This window comes from Streptomyces sp. NPDC018031 (genome assembly GCF_044327625.1).
Lineage (GTDB): Bacteria > Actinomycetota > Actinomycetes > Streptomycetales > Streptomycetaceae > Streptomyces.
This window is the reverse complement of record NZ_JBIRFT010000011.1, coordinates 7,202-22,859: the sequence shown is the minus strand read 5'-3', so window position 1 is coordinate 22,859 and position 15,658 is coordinate 7,202. Positions and strand designations below refer to the sequence as shown.

15 protein-coding genes and 2 pseudogenes are annotated in these 15,658 nt (G+C 73.4%); 6 read left to right on the top strand and 11 right to left on the bottom strand.

Translation table 11 applies throughout. The features are described 5' to 3' along the window. Positions 1-34: 34 nt before the first annotated feature. The 5 genes from ACH4B3_RS22875 to ACH4B3_RS22855 form a co-directional block, all read right to left on the bottom strand. Positions 35-802 (bottom strand): methyltransferase domain-containing protein, encoded by a 768-nt coding sequence (locus ACH4B3_RS22875; RefSeq protein WP_398465436.1) that lies wholly within the window; start codon positions 800-802, stop codon positions 35-37. Positions 803-883: 81 nt separating this feature from the next. Beyond that, entirely contained in the window at positions 884-1,696 is an 813-nt protein-coding gene (locus ACH4B3_RS22870) for an SGNH/GDSL hydrolase family protein (protein ID WP_398465772.1), read from the bottom strand. A gap of 253 nt (positions 1,697-1,949) precedes the next feature. Next, entirely contained in the window at positions 1,950-2,543 is a 594-nt protein-coding gene (locus ACH4B3_RS22865; protein WP_398465434.1) for a DUF4352 domain-containing protein, read from the bottom strand. Between the two features lie 113 nt (positions 2,544-2,656). Then, positions 2,657-3,889: a DUF6114 domain-containing protein gene (locus tag ACH4B3_RS22860; RefSeq protein WP_398465432.1), complete on the bottom strand. Its 1,233-nt coding sequence runs from the start codon at positions 3,887-3,889 to the stop codon at positions 2,657-2,659. Then, a complete protein-coding gene (locus ACH4B3_RS22855; protein ID WP_398465430.1) occupies positions 3,880-4,494 on the bottom strand; it encodes a DUF6230 family protein in 615 nt (204 codons plus the stop codon). The genes ACH4B3_RS22860 and ACH4B3_RS22855 overlap by 10 nt, the downstream gene beginning before the upstream one ends. Before the next feature lie 197 nt (positions 4,495-4,691). Between ACH4B3_RS22855 and ACH4B3_RS22850 the strand changes: the two genes are divergently transcribed. Further along, a complete protein-coding gene (locus ACH4B3_RS22850) occupies positions 4,692-5,348 on the top strand; it encodes a TetR/AcrR family transcriptional regulator (protein WP_398465428.1) in 657 nt (218 codons plus the stop codon). 26 nt (positions 5,349-5,374) lie between these two features. Here ACH4B3_RS22850 and ACH4B3_RS22845 read toward each other — a convergent pair. The 4 genes and pseudogenes from ACH4B3_RS22845 to ACH4B3_RS22830 all read right to left on the bottom strand — a co-directional run bounded on the left by ACH4B3_RS22845 (position 5,375) and on the right by ACH4B3_RS22830 (position 8,814). Beyond that, positions 5,375-5,697: pseudogene (locus tag ACH4B3_RS22845) on the bottom strand (hypothetical protein). Positions 5,698-5,931: 234 nt separating this feature from the next. After that, positions 5,932-6,285 (bottom strand): annotated as a pseudogene (locus tag ACH4B3_RS22840) (2-oxoglutarate ferredoxin oxidoreductase subunit alpha); the annotation flags it as partial. A 42-nt stretch (positions 6,286-6,327) separates the two neighbouring features. Then, on the bottom strand, positions 6,328-7,824 hold the full coding sequence (locus ACH4B3_RS22835; RefSeq protein ID WP_398465426.1) for a flavin-containing monooxygenase: 1,497 nt from the start codon (positions 7,822-7,824) through the stop codon (positions 6,328-6,330). 81 nt (positions 7,825-7,905) lie between these two features. Further along, positions 7,906-8,814, bottom strand: a complete 909-nt coding sequence (locus ACH4B3_RS22830; RefSeq protein ID WP_398465425.1) for a diiron oxygenase — start codon at positions 8,812-8,814, stop codon at positions 7,906-7,908. Positions 8,815-8,894: 80 nt separating this feature from the next. Here ACH4B3_RS22830 and ACH4B3_RS22825 point away from each other — a divergent pair, with 80 nt between their 5' ends. Then, positions 8,895-9,644: a TetR/AcrR family transcriptional regulator gene (locus ACH4B3_RS22825; protein ID WP_398465423.1), complete on the top strand. Its 750-nt coding sequence runs from the start codon at positions 8,895-8,897 to the stop codon at positions 9,642-9,644. A gap of 1 nt (position 9,645) precedes the next feature. Then, positions 9,646-9,996, top strand: a complete 351-nt coding sequence (locus ACH4B3_RS22820; protein ID WP_398465421.1) for a DUF4873 domain-containing protein — start codon at positions 9,646-9,648, stop codon at positions 9,994-9,996. A gap of 118 nt (positions 9,997-10,114) precedes the next feature. Here the strand turns inward: ACH4B3_RS22820 and ACH4B3_RS22815 are convergent, their stop codons facing one another. Both ACH4B3_RS22815 and ACH4B3_RS22810 read right to left on the bottom strand, forming a co-directional pair. Next, complete coding sequence (locus tag ACH4B3_RS22815) at positions 10,115-10,603, bottom strand: pyridoxamine 5'-phosphate oxidase family protein (RefSeq protein WP_398465419.1); 489 nt, start codon at positions 10,601-10,603, stop codon at positions 10,115-10,117. A gap of 20 nt (positions 10,604-10,623) precedes the next feature. Further along, entirely contained in the window at positions 10,624-12,069 is a 1,446-nt protein-coding gene (locus ACH4B3_RS22810; protein ID WP_398465417.1) for an MFS transporter, read from the bottom strand. A 164-nt stretch (positions 12,070-12,233) separates the two neighbouring features. Between ACH4B3_RS22810 and ACH4B3_RS22805 the strand changes: the two genes are divergently transcribed. The 3 genes from ACH4B3_RS22805 to ACH4B3_RS22795 all read left to right on the top strand — a co-directional run bounded on the left by ACH4B3_RS22805 (position 12,234) and on the right by ACH4B3_RS22795 (position 15,547). Next, positions 12,234-13,163, top strand: coding sequence for a LysR family transcriptional regulator (locus ACH4B3_RS22805; RefSeq protein WP_398465415.1), 930 nt, complete (start codon positions 12,234-12,236; stop codon positions 13,161-13,163). Between the two features lie 255 nt (positions 13,164-13,418). Further along, entirely contained in the window at positions 13,419-14,297 is an 879-nt protein-coding gene (locus ACH4B3_RS22800; protein ID WP_398465413.1) for an SGNH/GDSL hydrolase family protein, read from the top strand. 485 nt (positions 14,298-14,782) lie between these two features. After that, positions 14,783-15,547, top strand: coding sequence for a peptidoglycan recognition protein (locus ACH4B3_RS22795; RefSeq protein WP_398465411.1), 765 nt, complete (start codon positions 14,783-14,785; stop codon positions 15,545-15,547). The last annotated feature ends 111 nt before the right edge of the window (positions 15,548-15,658 follow it).

Sequence of the window (15,658 nt, the reverse complement as noted above, 5' to 3'; positions counted from 1 at the left end):
CGGGCGGCGGCACCGCGTCCGGCGGGCGGGCCGGTCACCGTCGGCCGGGCTTGCGCGCCTCGATGAGGAACCGGGAGGAGTGGGCGACGAACGGGCCCTGGTGCGAGATCCGCTCGTGGAGGTCGCGCAGCCGGTCCCGGTAGGCGTCGACGGTGAACCCGGGGACCGTCCAGACCACCTTGCGGAGGAAGTAGACGACGGCGCCGATGTCGCGGAACTCCATGCGGAGCCGCTCCGCCCGCAGGTCCACCACCCGCAGCCCGGCGGCCTCGGCCGCCGCGCTCTCGTCGTCGGGGTGGCGTCTGCGCCGGATCTCCTCGGGCTGCGGCCCCAGGAAGTACTCGACGAGTTCGAACACGGTGGCCGGCCCGACGTGCTGGGCGAAGTAGCCGCCGCCGGGCCGCAGCACCCGGGCGATCTCGGTCCACCACACGGTCGCCGGGTGGCGGCTGGTCACCAGGTCGAAGGCCCCGTCGGCGAACGGCAGCGGCGGTTCCTCCGGGTCCGCGACGACCACCGCCCCCAGCGGGTGGAGCAGCCGGGTGGCCATGGCGACGTTGGGCGGCCAGGCTTCGGTGGCGGCCATGGTGGGCGGCAGCGGGGCGGCCCCGGCGAGGACCTCGCCGCCGCCGGTCTGGATGTCGAGCGCGGCCGAGGCCGCGGCCAGCCGCTCCTTCAGCAGCCGCTGGTACCCCCACGAGGGGCGCTCCTCGGTGGCCCGGCCCGCCAGCCAGGAGAAGTCCCAGCCGTCCACCGGCGCCGAGCCGGCCTCGGCCACCAGGTCGTCGAAGGTGCGTGACATAGCCGCATCATGCAGGCCGGGCGGCCGCCCCGCCAGCGATTTCCCGACAGCTCGGGCCGGGGGCGGGGAGCCGCCGGGCGCTCATCCGACGATCTGCCGCACCAGGGGGGCCAGGCCGTCCGCATGGCCGGCCCGGGTCGGGTGCCAGCCGTCGGCGACGCTGACGCTGCTGCCGTTGAGGTAGGGCGCCGCGGCGCACACGTCGTGGCCGGTGAAGGCCGCGGTGGAGTCCCGGTAGGTGAACCCGGCGGCGGTGGCGCGGTCCCGGATCGCCGCGTCCAGGTCGTCGGTCAGCCGGTTGAGACGGGCTGCCAGGTCCGGGGACGTCCCGCCGGCGGCCGGGCAGGACACGTCGGGGCCGAAGAACCGGGCGTAGCCGAGCACCACCACCGCACGGGCGTTGGGGGCGCCGGCGGAGACGGCGGCGTACGCCCGGTCGAGCTTGGCGGGCAGTTCCCGGTCGACCTTCCGGTCGGCCTCCTCGATCGCGGTGGCGCACGCCGCGTCGGTGCCGCTCAGACAGCTGGCGATGAGTCCGGCGAACCCGATGTCGTTGCCGCCGATGGTCAGCGACACGTAGTCGGTGTCCGGGCTCAGCGACGTCCGCTGCGTCTCGACGATGTCGTCGGTCGTCGCCCCCTGGCAGGCGGCGAAGGTCAGCCGGGTGTCCGGCCGGGCCCTGGCGACCAGTTCGGGGTAGGCGCGGGTGCTGCGGTAGCAGAACAGGTTCGCGTCCGGGGCGAAGGTGCCGTTGCCGGAGGAGTAGGAGTCCCCCAGCGCGACGTAGTCGTCCGGCTCGGCCGCCGAGGCGGACGGTGCCGGTGCGAGGGTGAGCACGGAGGTGACGGCCAGCGCGACGGCCGGCAGGACGCGGCGCAGCCCGGCGGCGGACATGGACAAGGGTGGTCCTTCCCTGTCGTGCGAGGCCCACCGGGGTCCGGGGGCGGGCCGCTCGGCGGGGCGGCCGCCGGCGCGGCGGCGGGGTGCGGGGCCCTGGGTCCGGCCGGGGGCTGTGACGGGCCACAGCCTGCCACGGTGGAGCGGCGGAATCACGGACCGACGGCCGTCGGTCAGGCGTCCGGGTGACGCCCCGGCGGCGTCCCACGCGAAGGTCGGGGGGCCGCCGCCCGGCGCCGGTCCGCGGCGGTCACTTGACCTTCCACTGCCCGGTCTGCTCGGCGAAACCGCTGTTCATCGTGTACTGCAGGGTGGTGATCTCCGAGGACTCGGGCACCTCGATGACGATCCAGCCCAGCGCCTTGTCACCCTTGGGCAGCTTCAGGCCGGAGGGCATCTGGGGGCCCGCCGCGATGTCGCCGTAGGTGGCGTCGAAGCGCTGTCCGTCGGCGTCGGCGACCTGCACGCCGTTGGAGGGGGTGTCGTCCTGGACGGCGGAGCCGGTGTTGGTGAGCTGGATCTGCGCGGCGACCCAGCGCTTGCCCTCGGCGGGCGTGTTGAACTCGTCCGCGCCCTTGGCCGGGTCCAGCCACTTCTTCACGGTGACGTCGAGCTGCTCGCCGTCCTCCTGGCCCTTGAGGGTGATGGTGTCGCCGATGGCGGCCACGTCGGGCGTCCGCTCCGCGGACGGTGCGGCCTCCGGCTCCGAGTCGCCCTGGGAGGCCGGCGCGGAGGACTGCTTCTTGGGCTCGGAGGTGACCTGGTCGCCCTCGTCGTCACCGCCGCAGGCGGTGAGCGGCAGGCAGAGCAGGGCGGCGGCGAGCGCGGCGGCGCGGATGCGCATGGGTGTCCCCTCGAAACGGCGTGCGTGGTGTGTGGGGGGAAGAGCACTGTATACGGATGTGCCGACGCCGTGGAGATTCGGGGGTGACTTCGTGATCAGCTCGTTTCCTGAGGTCAGGGGAGGTCCAGCCCGGTGGTGGTGATGCTGTCGGCGGTGACGAACGCCTGCTCGCCCTCGACCCGGGTGATGAAGACGAAGGGCGGCACCAGGGGCGGCACCGGCAGCCGGTCGGGGGTGAAGGTCAGGCAGATCAGTCCTTCGACGCAGCCGCTGAACCGGCTGAGGTAGAGGGTGACGTGGCCGGTGAGTTCGAGGGAGTCGGCGGAGAGGCCGTAGGCGGGTGTCTCCCCACGGGCCGTCATGCGGTAGTCGGTGAGCGACGCGGCACGCATCTTCAGCACCATGACCTTCAGCGGTCCGTCCGCGGTGGGCAGCTCCGTGACCCCGGCGACGAGGAACCCGTGCGGGGTGAACCGGCGGGCGGTGATGCTCGCCGGGGTGGCCGCGACGAGCGTGCCGGCCCGGGCCGGTTCCGGTGGCCCGGTCCGCCGCTCGCCCGCCGGCCCGGCCCCGGCCGCGGGCGGGCCGAAGGCGGTCAGCAGGACGAGCGGGAGCAGCGCGGCCAGGGTCCGGGTGGCCCGGCCGCCGGGGGCCCGCGGCGGCGGGGACGGGCCGGCTGTGCGCGGCGCCGGGGCCCGGTCCCGCCCGGGGGGTCCCGCCGCGCCGGGGGCCGCCGGAGCCCGGCCCGGCCGGTCACCGGTGTCCGGGCCCGTCTCCGCCGGGGCGGCCCGCTTCCCGCGGCCGCGCCCCGGCCGGCGCCACGGGCCCCGGCCCCCGGCGCCGGCGGCGTCCGGCGTCCGGTCTCCGGCCGGGGCGGCTGCCGGCCGGCGGGGGTCGCCGGCGGGGGCGCCGCCGGGGCCCGGCGCGGCCGGTGCGGCCGGGGTCCAGCCGAAGCCCATCGCACTCCCCACGATGCCCAGCGTCATGCCGAGCAGGAACCCGCCGAGGTTGGTGGCGGCGAACGAGACGACGGAGAGCAGCAGGGCGTGGATGCTGACGTAAGCCCGGGAGCGGGGCGCGAACCAGAGGAACAGCCCGGCGACCACCAGGGCCAGACCGATGCCGATCGCGGCGAGTCCGCCGAGGCCGAGGCTCACCAGCACCTGGAGCGGGGACAGCGGGATGGCCACCATCTCGGCCCCGGCCAGGATCAGGAGCAGCCCGGCCCAGAAGGGACGGGTCCGGCGCCAGGACCGGAAGGCGGCCCGGCGGCTTCGCCGCGCCTCCCCCTCCGGTCGCCGGTCGGCCGCGGGCCGGCGCGGCCGGCCACGCCCGGTCAGAAGCACCGGTCGCCGTCCAGACTGACGCCGAGCCGCAGGCCCTTGAGCCGGAAGTTCCCGCCGGTGGCGGACCAGGCGTGCGAGGTGACGTCGGTGACCTCGATGCCACCGGCCTGGAGGCCGAACTTGCCCTCCGGGCCCTGGGCGCCCGGCACCGAGTCGAGCGTGGAGGCGTCCCGGCCGAGCTGGACCGTGCCGAACTTCGCGTCGCCGGAGAGGTCCTCCGCGTCGATGACGAGCTTGCTCGCGGTGACCTCTCCCGCGTCGCCGCCCGCGGTGAGCTTGAAGACCACGGTGCCGAGCGGGGTCTTGATCTCCGCCGACTGGCAGATGTCGGAGAGCTTGGCCTGGTCCAGGGCGAGCAGCGAGACGGGGTGGCCCTTCCCGTCGAGGGAGCGGTCGGTCTCCACGTAGGAGGCCAGCCCCTCGCTGGAGAGCTTGCCGGAGCTGACCTGGAAGCTGGTGCCGGAGACGGCGAACGAGGCGGCCAGCACGCCGTTGGCCATCATCACGCCCATGGCGCCGACCGCCAGCACGGCGGGCAGTCCGACGGCCGCCGTGCGCTTCCATGCGGTCCTGCCTTCCGGCAGGGGGTTGTGGGTTGCCTTCACCGCGTCCTCCCGAGGGGGCGCCGGACGACCGCCGGTGAGCAGCCGTGCGGACACGCATCGATGGAGTGGGGCAGGGCGGCCGCCTACGTGGAGGCGGCGGCCGGGCCCGGCCCGGAGTGAGCCGTGGAGCGTCGGATCCGCCGCGGCGTCCCTCTGCCATACTGCGGATTCCGGCCAGTTGGAGAGTAGGCGCGAATTTGAATAATAGTCAACGGGTTGGTGCGGACTCGGCGGCGGACGGGCGCGGCACCGACCGCTCGCAGGCACGCCGGGCCGAACTCATCGCCATCGGGCGCAGGTTGTTCGCCGACACGCCCTACGACGCGCTCTCCATGGACGACATCGCCCGAGGCGCGGGCGTCGCCAAGGGGCTCATCTACTACTACTTCAGGAACAAGCGCGGCTACTACCTGGCGATCATCGAGGACTCGGTCGCCGAGCTGCTGGCCCAGGTGACCAGGACGCGCGACCTGCCGCCGGTCGAGCGGGTGCGGCAGACCGTGGACGGCTATCTGCGGTACGCCGAGCACCACCAGGCGGCGTACCGCGCCACCGTCAACGGCGGTGTGGGGTCCGACGCCGAGGTGCTCGCCATCCGCGACGGGGTGCGCGAACAGCTGGTCGCCACCATCGCCGAACTGGCGTGGGGGCGGACCGCTCCCCCGCTGGTGGCCCGGCTGGCCCTGGTCGGCTGGATGGCGAGCGTGGAGGGGGTCACCCTGGACTGGCTCAACCACCCGGAGCTGAACCGGGAGACGGTGCGCTCGCTGCTGGTACGGGGGCTGCGGGACACCCTGTGCGCCATCGAGGACATGACCCCGCAGTGCCCGGCGCCCCTGCTGCCGCTGGACTGAACTCCGGCCGTGGCCGTGCGGCGGGTTCAGCCGGTGACGGTCCAGGTGTCGTTGCCGGCGAGGAGGGCGGCGAGGTCGCCCTTGCCGTGTTGTTCGACGGCGGCGTCGAGCTGGTCGGCCATGAGGGTGTCGTAGACGGGGCGTTCGACGTCTCGGAAGACGCCGATCGGGGTGTGGTGGAGGGTGTCGGGGTCGGCGAGGCGGGAGAGGGCGAAGGCGTTGAGACGAAGACGATGTTCTCCTTCGCCAGGCCCAGCTCCGGCATGAACCCCTGCACGGCGGCGAGGATGGCGTAGTCACCGCAGCCCGGGCACCAGCGCACCTCCTGGTCGGACTTGAAGTCCTTCATCGACTGCTTCGCCTCGGCCTTGGGCACCAGCGACAACAGCCCCCACCCCCGGGACCCGCACCCGCCGCACCGGCCGTCACACCAGGCGCCACGGCCGCACCGGCCGTCACACCGGTCACCGCAGGCGTTCCGGTCGCCACGCCGGCGGCCGCGGCGGCGGCGCTGGTGGCGCTGGTGGCGGTGGTGTCCGCGGGGGCCACAGGACTGACAGGGGTGGTGGGGGTGGTCGTGGCCTCAGTCATCGATGGCCTCCTTCAGAGCCGTGGCGAGCTGTTCGGCCTTGAACGGCATGCCGTTGACCTGGGTGTAGCTGCGGGCGTCGATCAGGTACTTCGCGCGGATCAAGGTGGCCAGCTGGCCGAGGTTCATCTCCGGGATGACGACCTTGTCAAAGCCGGCCAGCACGGTGGGCAGGTTGGCGGGGAAGGGGTTGAGGTGCCGCAGATGGGCCTGGGCCACCGCCACCCCTTGCGCGCGCAGCCGCCGGACCGCGGCGGTGACGGGCCCGTAGGTGGAGCCCCAGCCCAGCACCAGGGTCCGGGCCCGGTCCGGGTCGTCGACCACCACGTCCGGTACCGCGATGTTGTCGGGGTGGACGTGGGGTGCGCGGGCGCGGGTCGCGCGGCCGGGTCAGCCGCGGTGGCCGGCCCGGGTCTCGGGGCCGACCAGGTGGAAGTCGGCGCGGCCCGCCTTGCGGGTCCTCATCCAGTACCGCCAGGTGAAGCCGGGCCAGATGGTCCGGTTGACGCCCTTGGCGTCCAGGTACCAGCTCTGGCACCCACCGGTGGTCCACACCCCGTCCGCCAGCCTGCGCTGGATGTCGCGGTTGAACCGCCGCTGCGCCTCCGGGCGGACGGCCACCGCGGACGCCTTGCTGCGATCGGCGAGCCGGATGGCGTCGACCACGTACCGCGACTGGGACTCGATCATGAAGACCACCGAGTTGTGGCCCAGCCCGGTGTTCGGACCCAGCAGGAAGAACAGGTTGGGGAAGTTGGCGACCGTGATGCCGAGGTGGGTCTGCATGCCCTCGGCACTCCACTGGTCGCCGAGCCGGCGGCCGCCGGCGCCGGTGATCTCCAGCCGGTCGAAGGCGTCGGTGACGTGGAACCCGGTGCCGTAGATGATCGCGTCGACCGGCCGCTCCCGGCCCGCGGTGTCCACGATGCTCCGCTCGCGGACCTCGGCGACGCCGTCGGTGACCACCCGGACGTTGGGCCGGGCGAGCGCCGGGTAGTAGTCGTTGGAGACGAGCACCCGCTTGCAGCCCATGGTGTAGCCGGGCGTCACCGCGCGGCGCAGCGCCGGGTCGTCGATGTGCTTGGCGATGTGCCGGCGGGCGATCAGCTCTCCGGCCTTCATCAGCGCCGGGTGGCCGTTGAAGCCGACCGCCCGCATCTCCAGCAGCCAGTAGAGCAGGGCCCGGTAGCCGCGCTGGGTGCCGGGGAGCGTACGGAACAGCGACCTGGTCCAGGCGGGCATCGGGTGGTCCGGCTTGGGCATGACCCACGGCGCGGTGCGCTGGAAGAGGTGGAGTTCGGCCACCTCGGGGGCGATGCGCGGGACGAACTGGATGGCGCTGGCGCCGGTACCGATGACGGCGACCCGCTTGCCGCGCAGTTCGTAGTCGTGGTTCCAGGTGGCCGAGTGGAAGGTGGTGCCGGTGAACCGCTCCGCCCCCGGCAGCCGGGGCACGCTGGGCAGGTGCAGCGCGCCGACCCCGGAGACCAGGAACCGCCCGACGAACTCGTCCCCGGTCCGGGTGGTGACCGTCCAGGTGCAGCCGTCCTCGTCCCAGCGGGCGGCCGTCATCTCCTGGCCGAACCGGATGCGGTCCCGCAGCCGGTACTTGTCGGCGACCCCGCGCAGATAGGCGAGGATCTCCGGCTGAGGGGCGAAGGCCCGCGTCCAGTCGGGGTTCTGCTCGTAGGAGAACGAGTACATGTGGGACTGGATGTCGCAGGCACAGCCCGGGTAGGAGTTGTCCCGCCAGGTCCCGCCGACGTCCTGCGCCTTCTCGATGATCACGAAGTCGTCGATACCGGCCTTGAGGAGCTGGATCGCCTGGCCCAGACCGGCGAAGCCGGTGCCGACGATCACCACCTTCGCTTCCTCACGGGTTCCCATCTGGCTGTCGTTCCTTTCACGTTCCTGTGCGGGTGGTGCGGGGCGCCGGGCGCGCGGAAGCGGCCCGGCGGGAGCGGGACGTCAGCCGAGCAGGTGGCTCTTGCGCCACAGTGCCATACCGGGGGCGCCGACCAGACCGGCCTCGTCCAGGAACGACATGATCCGCTCGCCCGCGAACCGCAGGGTCTCCCGGTAGTGCGGGTTGGCGTGCGCGGCGTGCCAGGCCTGCTTCGGGTCGAGCCCGACGGCGGCGTAGGCGCGCGGGTGCAGCAGGCTGCGGCAGATGAAGAAGGACACCGTGGCGATGAGGAGCCGCTGGTAGCGGAGTTCGGCGCGGCCCATGCCGGCCATCCCGCGGACCACTTCCTCGCGCGCGAAGGTGACGTGCCGGGCCTCCTCCAGGATGTGGATCCGGTTGACCATGCGCATCAGCGGCTGGACGGACTCGTCGTTGGCCATCTCGCGCTGCAGCCGGTCCAGGATCTCCTCGGCGACCAGGATGGAGCCGAACATGGCCGGCCCGTACGCGATGGTGGGCAGCAGCTTGGCGAGCCGGTGGACGTACGGCGGGGGGCCGTAGGCCGGGCAGTCCATCCGCTCGACCATCCTGGCGAACATCACCACGTGCCGGCATTCCTCGGCGACCTCGGTGAGCGCGTACTGGATGTGCCGGGTGGTGGGGTCCCCGTCGTAGGCCGCCTTGACCAGCATCCGCATCAGCAGGATCTCGAACCACAGGCCGACGCTGGCGACGGTGGCCGCCTCGTGCTTGCCCAGTTCCAGCCGCTGCTCCTCGCTCATCCGGTCCCACAGCGGGGTGCCGTAGAGGGAGACCCGCTCGGGAAGCATGTAGCACTTGCCCTCGACGAGCGGGGCTTCCCAGTCGATGTCGACCTCGGGGTCGTAGAACTTCCTCGCCGACGACATCAGCAACCGTGCGGCGGTCTTCTCCCTGTCGCCGACCTTCGCCTCGGACAGCCCACGGGCCATGGCTGCTCACTCCTCTCGACCGCGGCTTTACCTGTTACCTCGGGGTAACAGTTACCTTGGGTAGCATGTAGTCTGACGTGGTGGGAGTCAAGAGCGGAGAACCGGGCCGGGGCACCGACGGGCGCAAGAGCCGGTGGAGCGCCCACCGCGCGGCCCGCCGGGAGGAGTTCATCGACGCCGCCCTGCGCGCCCTGGCCGAACACGGCCCGGAGCTGCACATCGGTCATGTGGCCCAGCAGGCGGGGGTCAGCAAGCCGGTGCTGTACCGTCAGTTCGCCGACAAGGCCGATCTGCTGGCCGCGCTCCAGGAGCGGGGCGTCACCATGCTGATCGAGCGGGTGGTGCCGGCGCTGGACGACTCGCTGCCGCCGCTGGACCGGATCCGGGGCGCCATCGACGGGTTCTTCTCCCTCCTCGACGAGCACCCCAACCTCTACTGGCTCGCCGCCCGTACGATCCCGACCGGACCGCGGGGCGAGGGCACCGGTGTCCATGCGGGCAAGGCCCTGACCTCGGCCGAGCTCACCCGGATCTTCGACGAGAGCCTGCACTTCTTCGGGCTGGACACCCGGGGCGCCGAACCCTGGGCGCACGCGATCGTCGGCATGGTGCAGAACACCGCGGAGTGGTGGCTGGAGAAGCAGTCGATGAGCCGCCGGGAAGTGGTCGACCGCCTCACCGAGATGGTGTGGGCGGCACTCGACGGCTTCCTCCGCGGCTACGGCATCACGCTCGACCCGAAGGTTCCGATCGGCCCCGACCACGTCATGTCCGCCACCCCGCGGCACGCCCCCTGGCGAACCGCCCCACCAGCTACCGAGGAGTCCTGAGATGTCCCCTGCACCCCAGCCGTCCCGGTCGTCCGCGACCCCCGAGGCGGACGACCACGAGGACGGATACCACGGTGCCGCCACCCTCCGGGTCGCCGGCGAGGAGCACACCGTCTCGGTCGTGCTGCGCGGCTACTTCCAGCCGATCGACGGCCGCTACCACTGGTACGGGCGGCTCGGCGCGGACCGGGACCTGGTCACGCGGCTGGGCGGGAAGCGGGTGGCCGCGGTGATACGGACCCCGGAGGGCGAGGCCCGGGGCGAGTTGTCCGACCCCGACCCGTGGGACCGCTACCGGATCACCGGGACGCAGACCCCGCCGTTCCGAATCGCCGACGCGATGCCGGCCTGAGCCCCGGGCGGGCCGCCCGGAACCGCCGGGGGCCAGTCCGAACCGCCGGCGGGCCGTCCCCGGCACCCGGCGGCCGGGCCGCGCTCCGGCACGGGGTGCGGGAGCGCGGTCCGGGTCCTCAGCCGGTGCCGTCCGCCTGCCAGATGGTGCTCCGCAGGTCCGAGCCCCGGACCAGCTGGATCCGCCAGGGGTCGATCCGCAGCACGTCGTACTCGGGGTCCTCGACGCCGCCGCGCCAGTAATGGACGGGGTCGTAGCCGACCCCGGGCGGCCCGCCCGCCACGTACAGGTCCCAGGCGTGGCGCTTGGCCGCCGGGTCCTCGGCCCAGGTGGAGACGCTGTCGACGTGGACGGCGTTCTGCCGGGGGTTCCAGTACGTGTAGGTGGTGTGCGGGTTGCGGGCGAGGTGGGCGGTCTTGACCGGGGTGCGGTAGGCGGCGAGCCAGCCGACCGGGCGGCCGTCGACCACTTCCCACACCGGCAGCAGCACCCGGGCGCGGGGCCGGTTCCTCCGGTCCACCGTGACCATCGTGGCGTACTTGATGTCCCTGATGTAGCCGAAGAAGGTGTCCTGCAGTTCCGCGAAGTCCGTGACCTTGGTGGCCATGAGCAGCTCCTGGTGAGGGGTCAGCGGGTGGTGGTGCCGGCGGCGGACGGCTCCGGTGCCGCGGTCCGGTCGGCCGGGGCCGCCGGGGCCGCGGCGCCGCGCCGGCGCAGCCCGAAGGCGCTGATCACCGCCGCGAGCAGGGCCGTGGCCAGCGGGACGGCGAGCGCGGCGTGGTAGCCGTCGAGCAGGTCCGCCGGGGAGCCGGAACCGGTGGCGGCGGTGTCGACGGCGGTGGCGGTGGCGAGGCCGAGCGCCGCGCCGAACTGGAAGGAGGTGTAGAACAGGCCGCCGGCCAGCCCCTGTTCCCGCTCCTCGATGCCCTCCGTGGCCACGATGGTGAGCGGGCCGTAGGCGAGGGAGAAGGACAGGCCGACGAGGATCAGCGTGGGGAACATCATCGGGTAGGTCCAGTCGTCGCCGACCGGCAGGAACAGGGCGTAGGCGAGCGCGGCCAGCAGCGTCCCGCCGAAGACCACCCGGGCGTTGCCGAACCGCTCGACCAGCTTGGGCGTGAGGGTCGGCGAGACCACCGCGTCGATGCCGATGACGAGCAGTGCGAGGCTGGTCTCCATCGTCGACCACCCGCGCAGTTCCTGCAGGTAGAGCACCGCCACGAACTGGAAGCCGAAGAACCCGGCGGCGAAGAGCAGTCCGATGAGGTTGGCGCGGACCAGAGCGCCGTTGCGGAAGATGCCCAGCCGGACCAGGGGTGCGGCCGAGCGCCGTTCGACGGCGACGAAGACGGCGAGGCAGACCGCACCGGCGGCCAGGGTGCCGGCGGTCCAGCCGACGCCGGTGTGGGCGGCGCGTTCGACCCCGAGCACGACGAGCACGATGGCCGCGGTGACGGTGAGCGCGCCGGCCAGGTCGACGCCCTGCCCGGTCCGCCGGTCCGGGACCGGTGACCGCGGGACGAACACCATCGCGGCGACCAGGATGAGCAGGGACATCACGACCGGCACGAAGAACACCCACCGCCAGCCGACGGAGGTGAGCAGGCCGCCGACGACCAGGCCGACCGAGAAGCCGCCCGCCGCGGTGCCGGAGTAGATGAGCAGCGCCCGGTTGCGTTCCGGGCCCTCGGCGAAGCTGGTGGTGATGATGGACAGACCCGCGGGGGTCATGAAGGCGGCGGCGACCCCGGTGACGAAGCGGGCGAGGAGCAGCATCCAGCCCTCGGTGGCGAACCCGCCCAGGCCGGAGAAGAGCAGGAAGACGGTGAGCCAGAAGAGGAACATGCGGCGCCGTCCGAAGAGGTCCGCGGCCCGCCCGCCCAGCAGCATGAAGCCGCCGTAGCCGAGCACATAGGCGCTCATGACCCACTGCAGTTCGCCGGTGGACAGGCCGAGGTCGGCGCGGATCGACGGCAGGGCCACGTTGAGCATCGCCACATCGATGCCTTCGAGGAAGATCGCACCGCACAGGACGAACAGCACGCCCCACTGGCGTGCACCCAGCGCACTCATCTGAATTCCTTGGGAGAGAGGTGAGACGGGGAGGATTCCCGGTTCCTTCATCCTTCGGCGAGGGGTGCGGAGGGAACAACAGCGAAGATCGCAACGTTCGTTCAACCAGGCTTACCGATCTTGACCAGGCTCACCGATCTCGTCCGGCACCCCGGGGGACCACCATGGGACACGATGAACTGGAGTGCTTCCTCCTGCTCGCGGAGGAGCTGCACTTCGGCCGCACCGCGACGCGGATGCGGCTGTCCCGGGCCCGGGTCAGCCAGCTGGTGCAGCGCCTGGAGAGACGGGTCGGGGCGCCGCTGTTCGTCCGGACCAGCCGCCGGGTCGCGCTGACCAGTCTGGGCCGGCAGCTGCGCGACGACCTCGCTCCCCATCACCGGGCGATCCGGGAGGCGGTGGCGCGCGCCACCGCGACCGCGCGCGGGGTCTCGGACGTGCTGCACGTGGGGTTCTCCAACCCGCTGGCCGGAGAGATCGTGCTGAAGGTCTCCGAGACGCTGCGCGTCGCGCATCCCGAGCTGGCCGTGGAGTTCTGCGAGGTGCCGCTCACCGATCCGTACGGGCAGCTGCGCAGCGGCGAGTTCGACGTCCAGCTCACCGACTTCCCCGTGCGGGAGGAGGACCTGGGCGGCGGGCCGGCGCTGCTGCGGGAGGAACGGGTGCTGGCCGTCCCGTCCCGCCATCCGCTCGCCGGCCGGGACACGGTGTCCATGGAGGACCTCGCCGACGTTCCGCTGCTGACCATCGCCGGGACGGTCCCGGACTACTGGCTGGAGCACCGCGTCCCGACGCGCACCCCCGGCGGCAGGCCGATCGGCCGGGGCCCGTCGGTCACCAACATGCAGGAGGCCCTGATGCTCGTCGCCGGCGGCCAGGGCGCTCTGCTGTCGACGGCGCACACCGCCACCTACCACGCGCGGCCCGGCATCGCCTATCTGCCGTTCCGGGACGCCGAGCCGGTCGAGTACGGGCTGACCTGGCGGACCGGTGACGACACCGGGACGATCCGGCTGTTCGCCGCGGCGGCCCGTGCCATCGCGCACGACCTGGCGCTGGCCGATCCCAGCAGAGCGCTGCCGGCCCGGCCGTGACCCGCCGCCCGCGCGCGAGGTGAACCCCCGCCTGGCGCCGGGATGTTGTGACGGGTGACAAAAACCCGGGCGATTGTCCGTCCGCCGTCCCAGGCGAAAACCCCAGGGCAATGCATCACTGTGGGCTACGAACCACGCCCCAACCTCGGCGCCCGGCAGGTCCGTTCCCCAGCACGGGATGCCCGAGCGGAACCCCGGGCGGCCGGCCGGCCGCCCGCCGCCGGGGCACCCCCACGACTGGTCAAGGAGAACGTGATGCCGATGCGCAGACTCGCACGCAACCTGGCGGTGTTCGCCGCCGCGGTCGGAACCTCGGTCCTCGGGCTGGCGGCGCCGACCCAGGCGGCCGAGACCGAACCGCTCCGCTACACCGCCCTCGGCGACAGCTACAGCGCCGGCTCCGGGGTGCTTCCCCTCGACCTGTCCACCTCCCCGCTGTGCGCGCGCTCCACCAGGAACTACCCCAACGTCATCGCCGAGCGGACCGGCGCCGAACTCACCGACGCGACCTGCGGCGGGGCGCAGACCAAGGACTTCACCCAGTCCCAGTACCCGGGGGTCGCGCCGCAGCTGGACGCCCTCGACGCGGACACCGAGCTGGTCACGCTGACCATCGGCGGCAACGACAACAACACCTTCATCGGCGCCATCGTGGCCTGCGGTTCGGCCGGCGTGCTCACCCTGGGCCACGGCAGCCCCTGCAAGAACATCTACGGCAGCCACTTCACCGACCAGATCGAATCCACCACGTACCCGGCGCTGAAGAGGTCGCTCGCGCAGGTGCGGCAGAAGGCTCCGAACGCCCGGGTGGCCGTCCTCGGCTACCCCTGGATCCTGCCCGCGACCGCGGACCGGTCCTGTTTCCTCAAGATGCCCATCGCCTCCGGCGACGTGCCGTACCTGCGCGACCTGCAGACGCGGCTGAACCGGGTCATCGAGAAGGCGGCGGGCGAGGAGGGGGCGGTCTTCGTCGACCTGGCCGCCGCCTCCGAGGGCCACGACGCCTGCAAGCCGGCCGGCACCCGCTGGGTGGAGCCGGTCCTCTTCGGCACCAACTTCGTCCCGGTGCACCCCAACGCCCTGGGCGAGGCGCAGATGGCCACCCGGACGCTCGACGTCCTCGGCCTCGGCTGACCGGCCGCCACCGGCGGGTCCGGACCGGCGAGCGCCCCGCGGCACCGCTGCCGCGGGGCGCTCGCGTGTGTCCCGCGGGTTCGGGCCGGAGCCGGACGCGCACGGCCGGACCGTTCCGCGGGCGCGCCGCCCGGTGGACGTCGGCCTGCCGCACCGCGGCCCACAGGGGGCCATGCTCGGCCCGGCTCCTCCCCCGCGGCCCAGGTCACCAGGGGGGTGCGCTCCGGGCGGCTGGTGCCCTTGGCCGGCGGCCGTGGCGGCCCCGCCGGCCCGCCGTCGGTCCGGGACCGGGGGATCCACCGCTTCGCGGGGCGGAGGGTGGTGACGCGTCACAAACCCGCCGGTCCGCCGCGGACCGGGCCCGGAGGCACCGCGTGTGACCGGCGGTTCTCACCTACCGCACCTCACCGGTCACCGCACACCGCACCACTCGAACGGGCGCACCCGGCTGGGCCCGTCACCGGGTACGTCCCACCCTGGTCTGCATGTGGCCCCGCAGGCTGACGCAGGCGGTGGCGCTCGTGCCACTGGCCCTGCTGATGAACTGGGACGCGCCGGAGATCCCGACTCCGGAGCGGCGAGACCGTGATTCCTCCGCCCTTCCGGCGGCCCCCCGGCCGCCGATCGTGGAGCGGTCGGCATGGCACGCCGACGAGCGGTCGGTACGCGAGAAGCCCGTGCACGTGGCGGCCGTGCGGGCCGTCTTCGTCCACCACACCCACCACTCCGGCGACTACGACTGCCGGGACGTGCCGGACATGCTGCGGTCCATGCAGGACGCCCACATCCACGGCGAGGGCTGGGACGACCTGGGGTACAACTTCGTCGTCGACCGGTGCGGGACGATCTACGAGGGACGCGCCGGGAGTGCGGACCGGGCGGTGCTCGGAGCGCACACCCAGGGCTTCAACACCGGAAGCGTGGGGATCGCCGCGGTGGGCAGCTTCGGCGAGGGCACCCGGATACCGCGGCCGATGCTGGAGGCGATCGCCGCCGTGGCGGCGTGGAAGCTGCGCCCCGGCGCCGACCCCGGGGGGCGGGTGCGGATGGTGTCCACCAACGACCGCAGCCGGTACCCCGAGGGGACCGCGGTGGATCTCGACGTCATCTCCGGGCACCGGGACGGATACGAGACGGACTGCCCCGGCGACGCCCTGTACGCGGCGCTGCCCCGGCTGCGGGAGATGGTCGCCCGGCTGCGGGACGAGGGGGTGCGGGCCGGCGGCGCGAGGACCGGCGGGAAGGAGTGAGGGCCGCCCCAGGCCGTGGCGGGGGGCCCGGGGGGGGGGGGGGCCCCCCCCCCGGGGGCCCCCCCCCCCCCCGCCCGCCCGCCCGCCCCCCCCGCCCCCCCCGCCCCCCCC

Bases quoted from the DNA above. Each gene is read 5' to 3' on its own strand.
- ACH4B3_RS22875 (WP_398465436.1), bottom strand. From the start codon at position 802: ATGTCACGCACCTTCGACGACCTGGTGGCCGAGGCCGGCTCGGCGCCG.
- ACH4B3_RS22870 (WP_398465772.1), bottom strand. From the start codon at position 1,696: ATGTCCGCCGCCGGGCTGCGCCGCGTCCTGCCGGCCGTCGCGCTGGCC.
- ACH4B3_RS22865 (WP_398465434.1), bottom strand. From the start codon at position 2,543: ATGCGCATCCGCGCCGCCGCGCTCGCCGCCGCCCTGCTCTGCCTGCCG.
- ACH4B3_RS22835 (WP_398465426.1), bottom strand. From the start codon at position 7,824: ATGGGAACCCGTGAGGAAGCGAAGGTGGTGATCGTCGGCACCGGCTTC.
- ACH4B3_RS22830 (WP_398465425.1), bottom strand. From the start codon at position 8,814: ATGGCCCGTGGGCTGTCCGAGGCGAAGGTCGGCGACAGGGAGAAGACC.
- ACH4B3_RS22820 (WP_398465421.1), top strand. From the start codon at position 9,646: ATGTCCCCTGCACCCCAGCCGTCCCGGTCGTCCGCGACCCCCGAGGCG.
- ACH4B3_RS22815 (WP_398465419.1), bottom strand. From the start codon at position 10,603: ATGGCCACCAAGGTCACGGACTTCGCGGAACTGCAGGACACCTTCTTC.
- ACH4B3_RS22810 (WP_398465417.1), bottom strand. From the start codon at position 12,069: ATGAGTGCGCTGGGTGCACGCCAGTGGGGCGTGCTGTTCGTCCTGTGC.
- ACH4B3_RS22805 (WP_398465415.1), top strand. From the start codon at position 12,234: ATGGGACACGATGAACTGGAGTGCTTCCTCCTGCTCGCGGAGGAGCTG.
- ACH4B3_RS22800 (WP_398465413.1), top strand. From the start codon at position 13,419: ATGCCGATGCGCAGACTCGCACGCAACCTGGCGGTGTTCGCCGCCGCG.
- ACH4B3_RS22795 (WP_398465411.1), top strand. From the start codon at position 14,783: ATGTGGCCCCGCAGGCTGACGCAGGCGGTGGCGCTCGTGCCACTGGCC.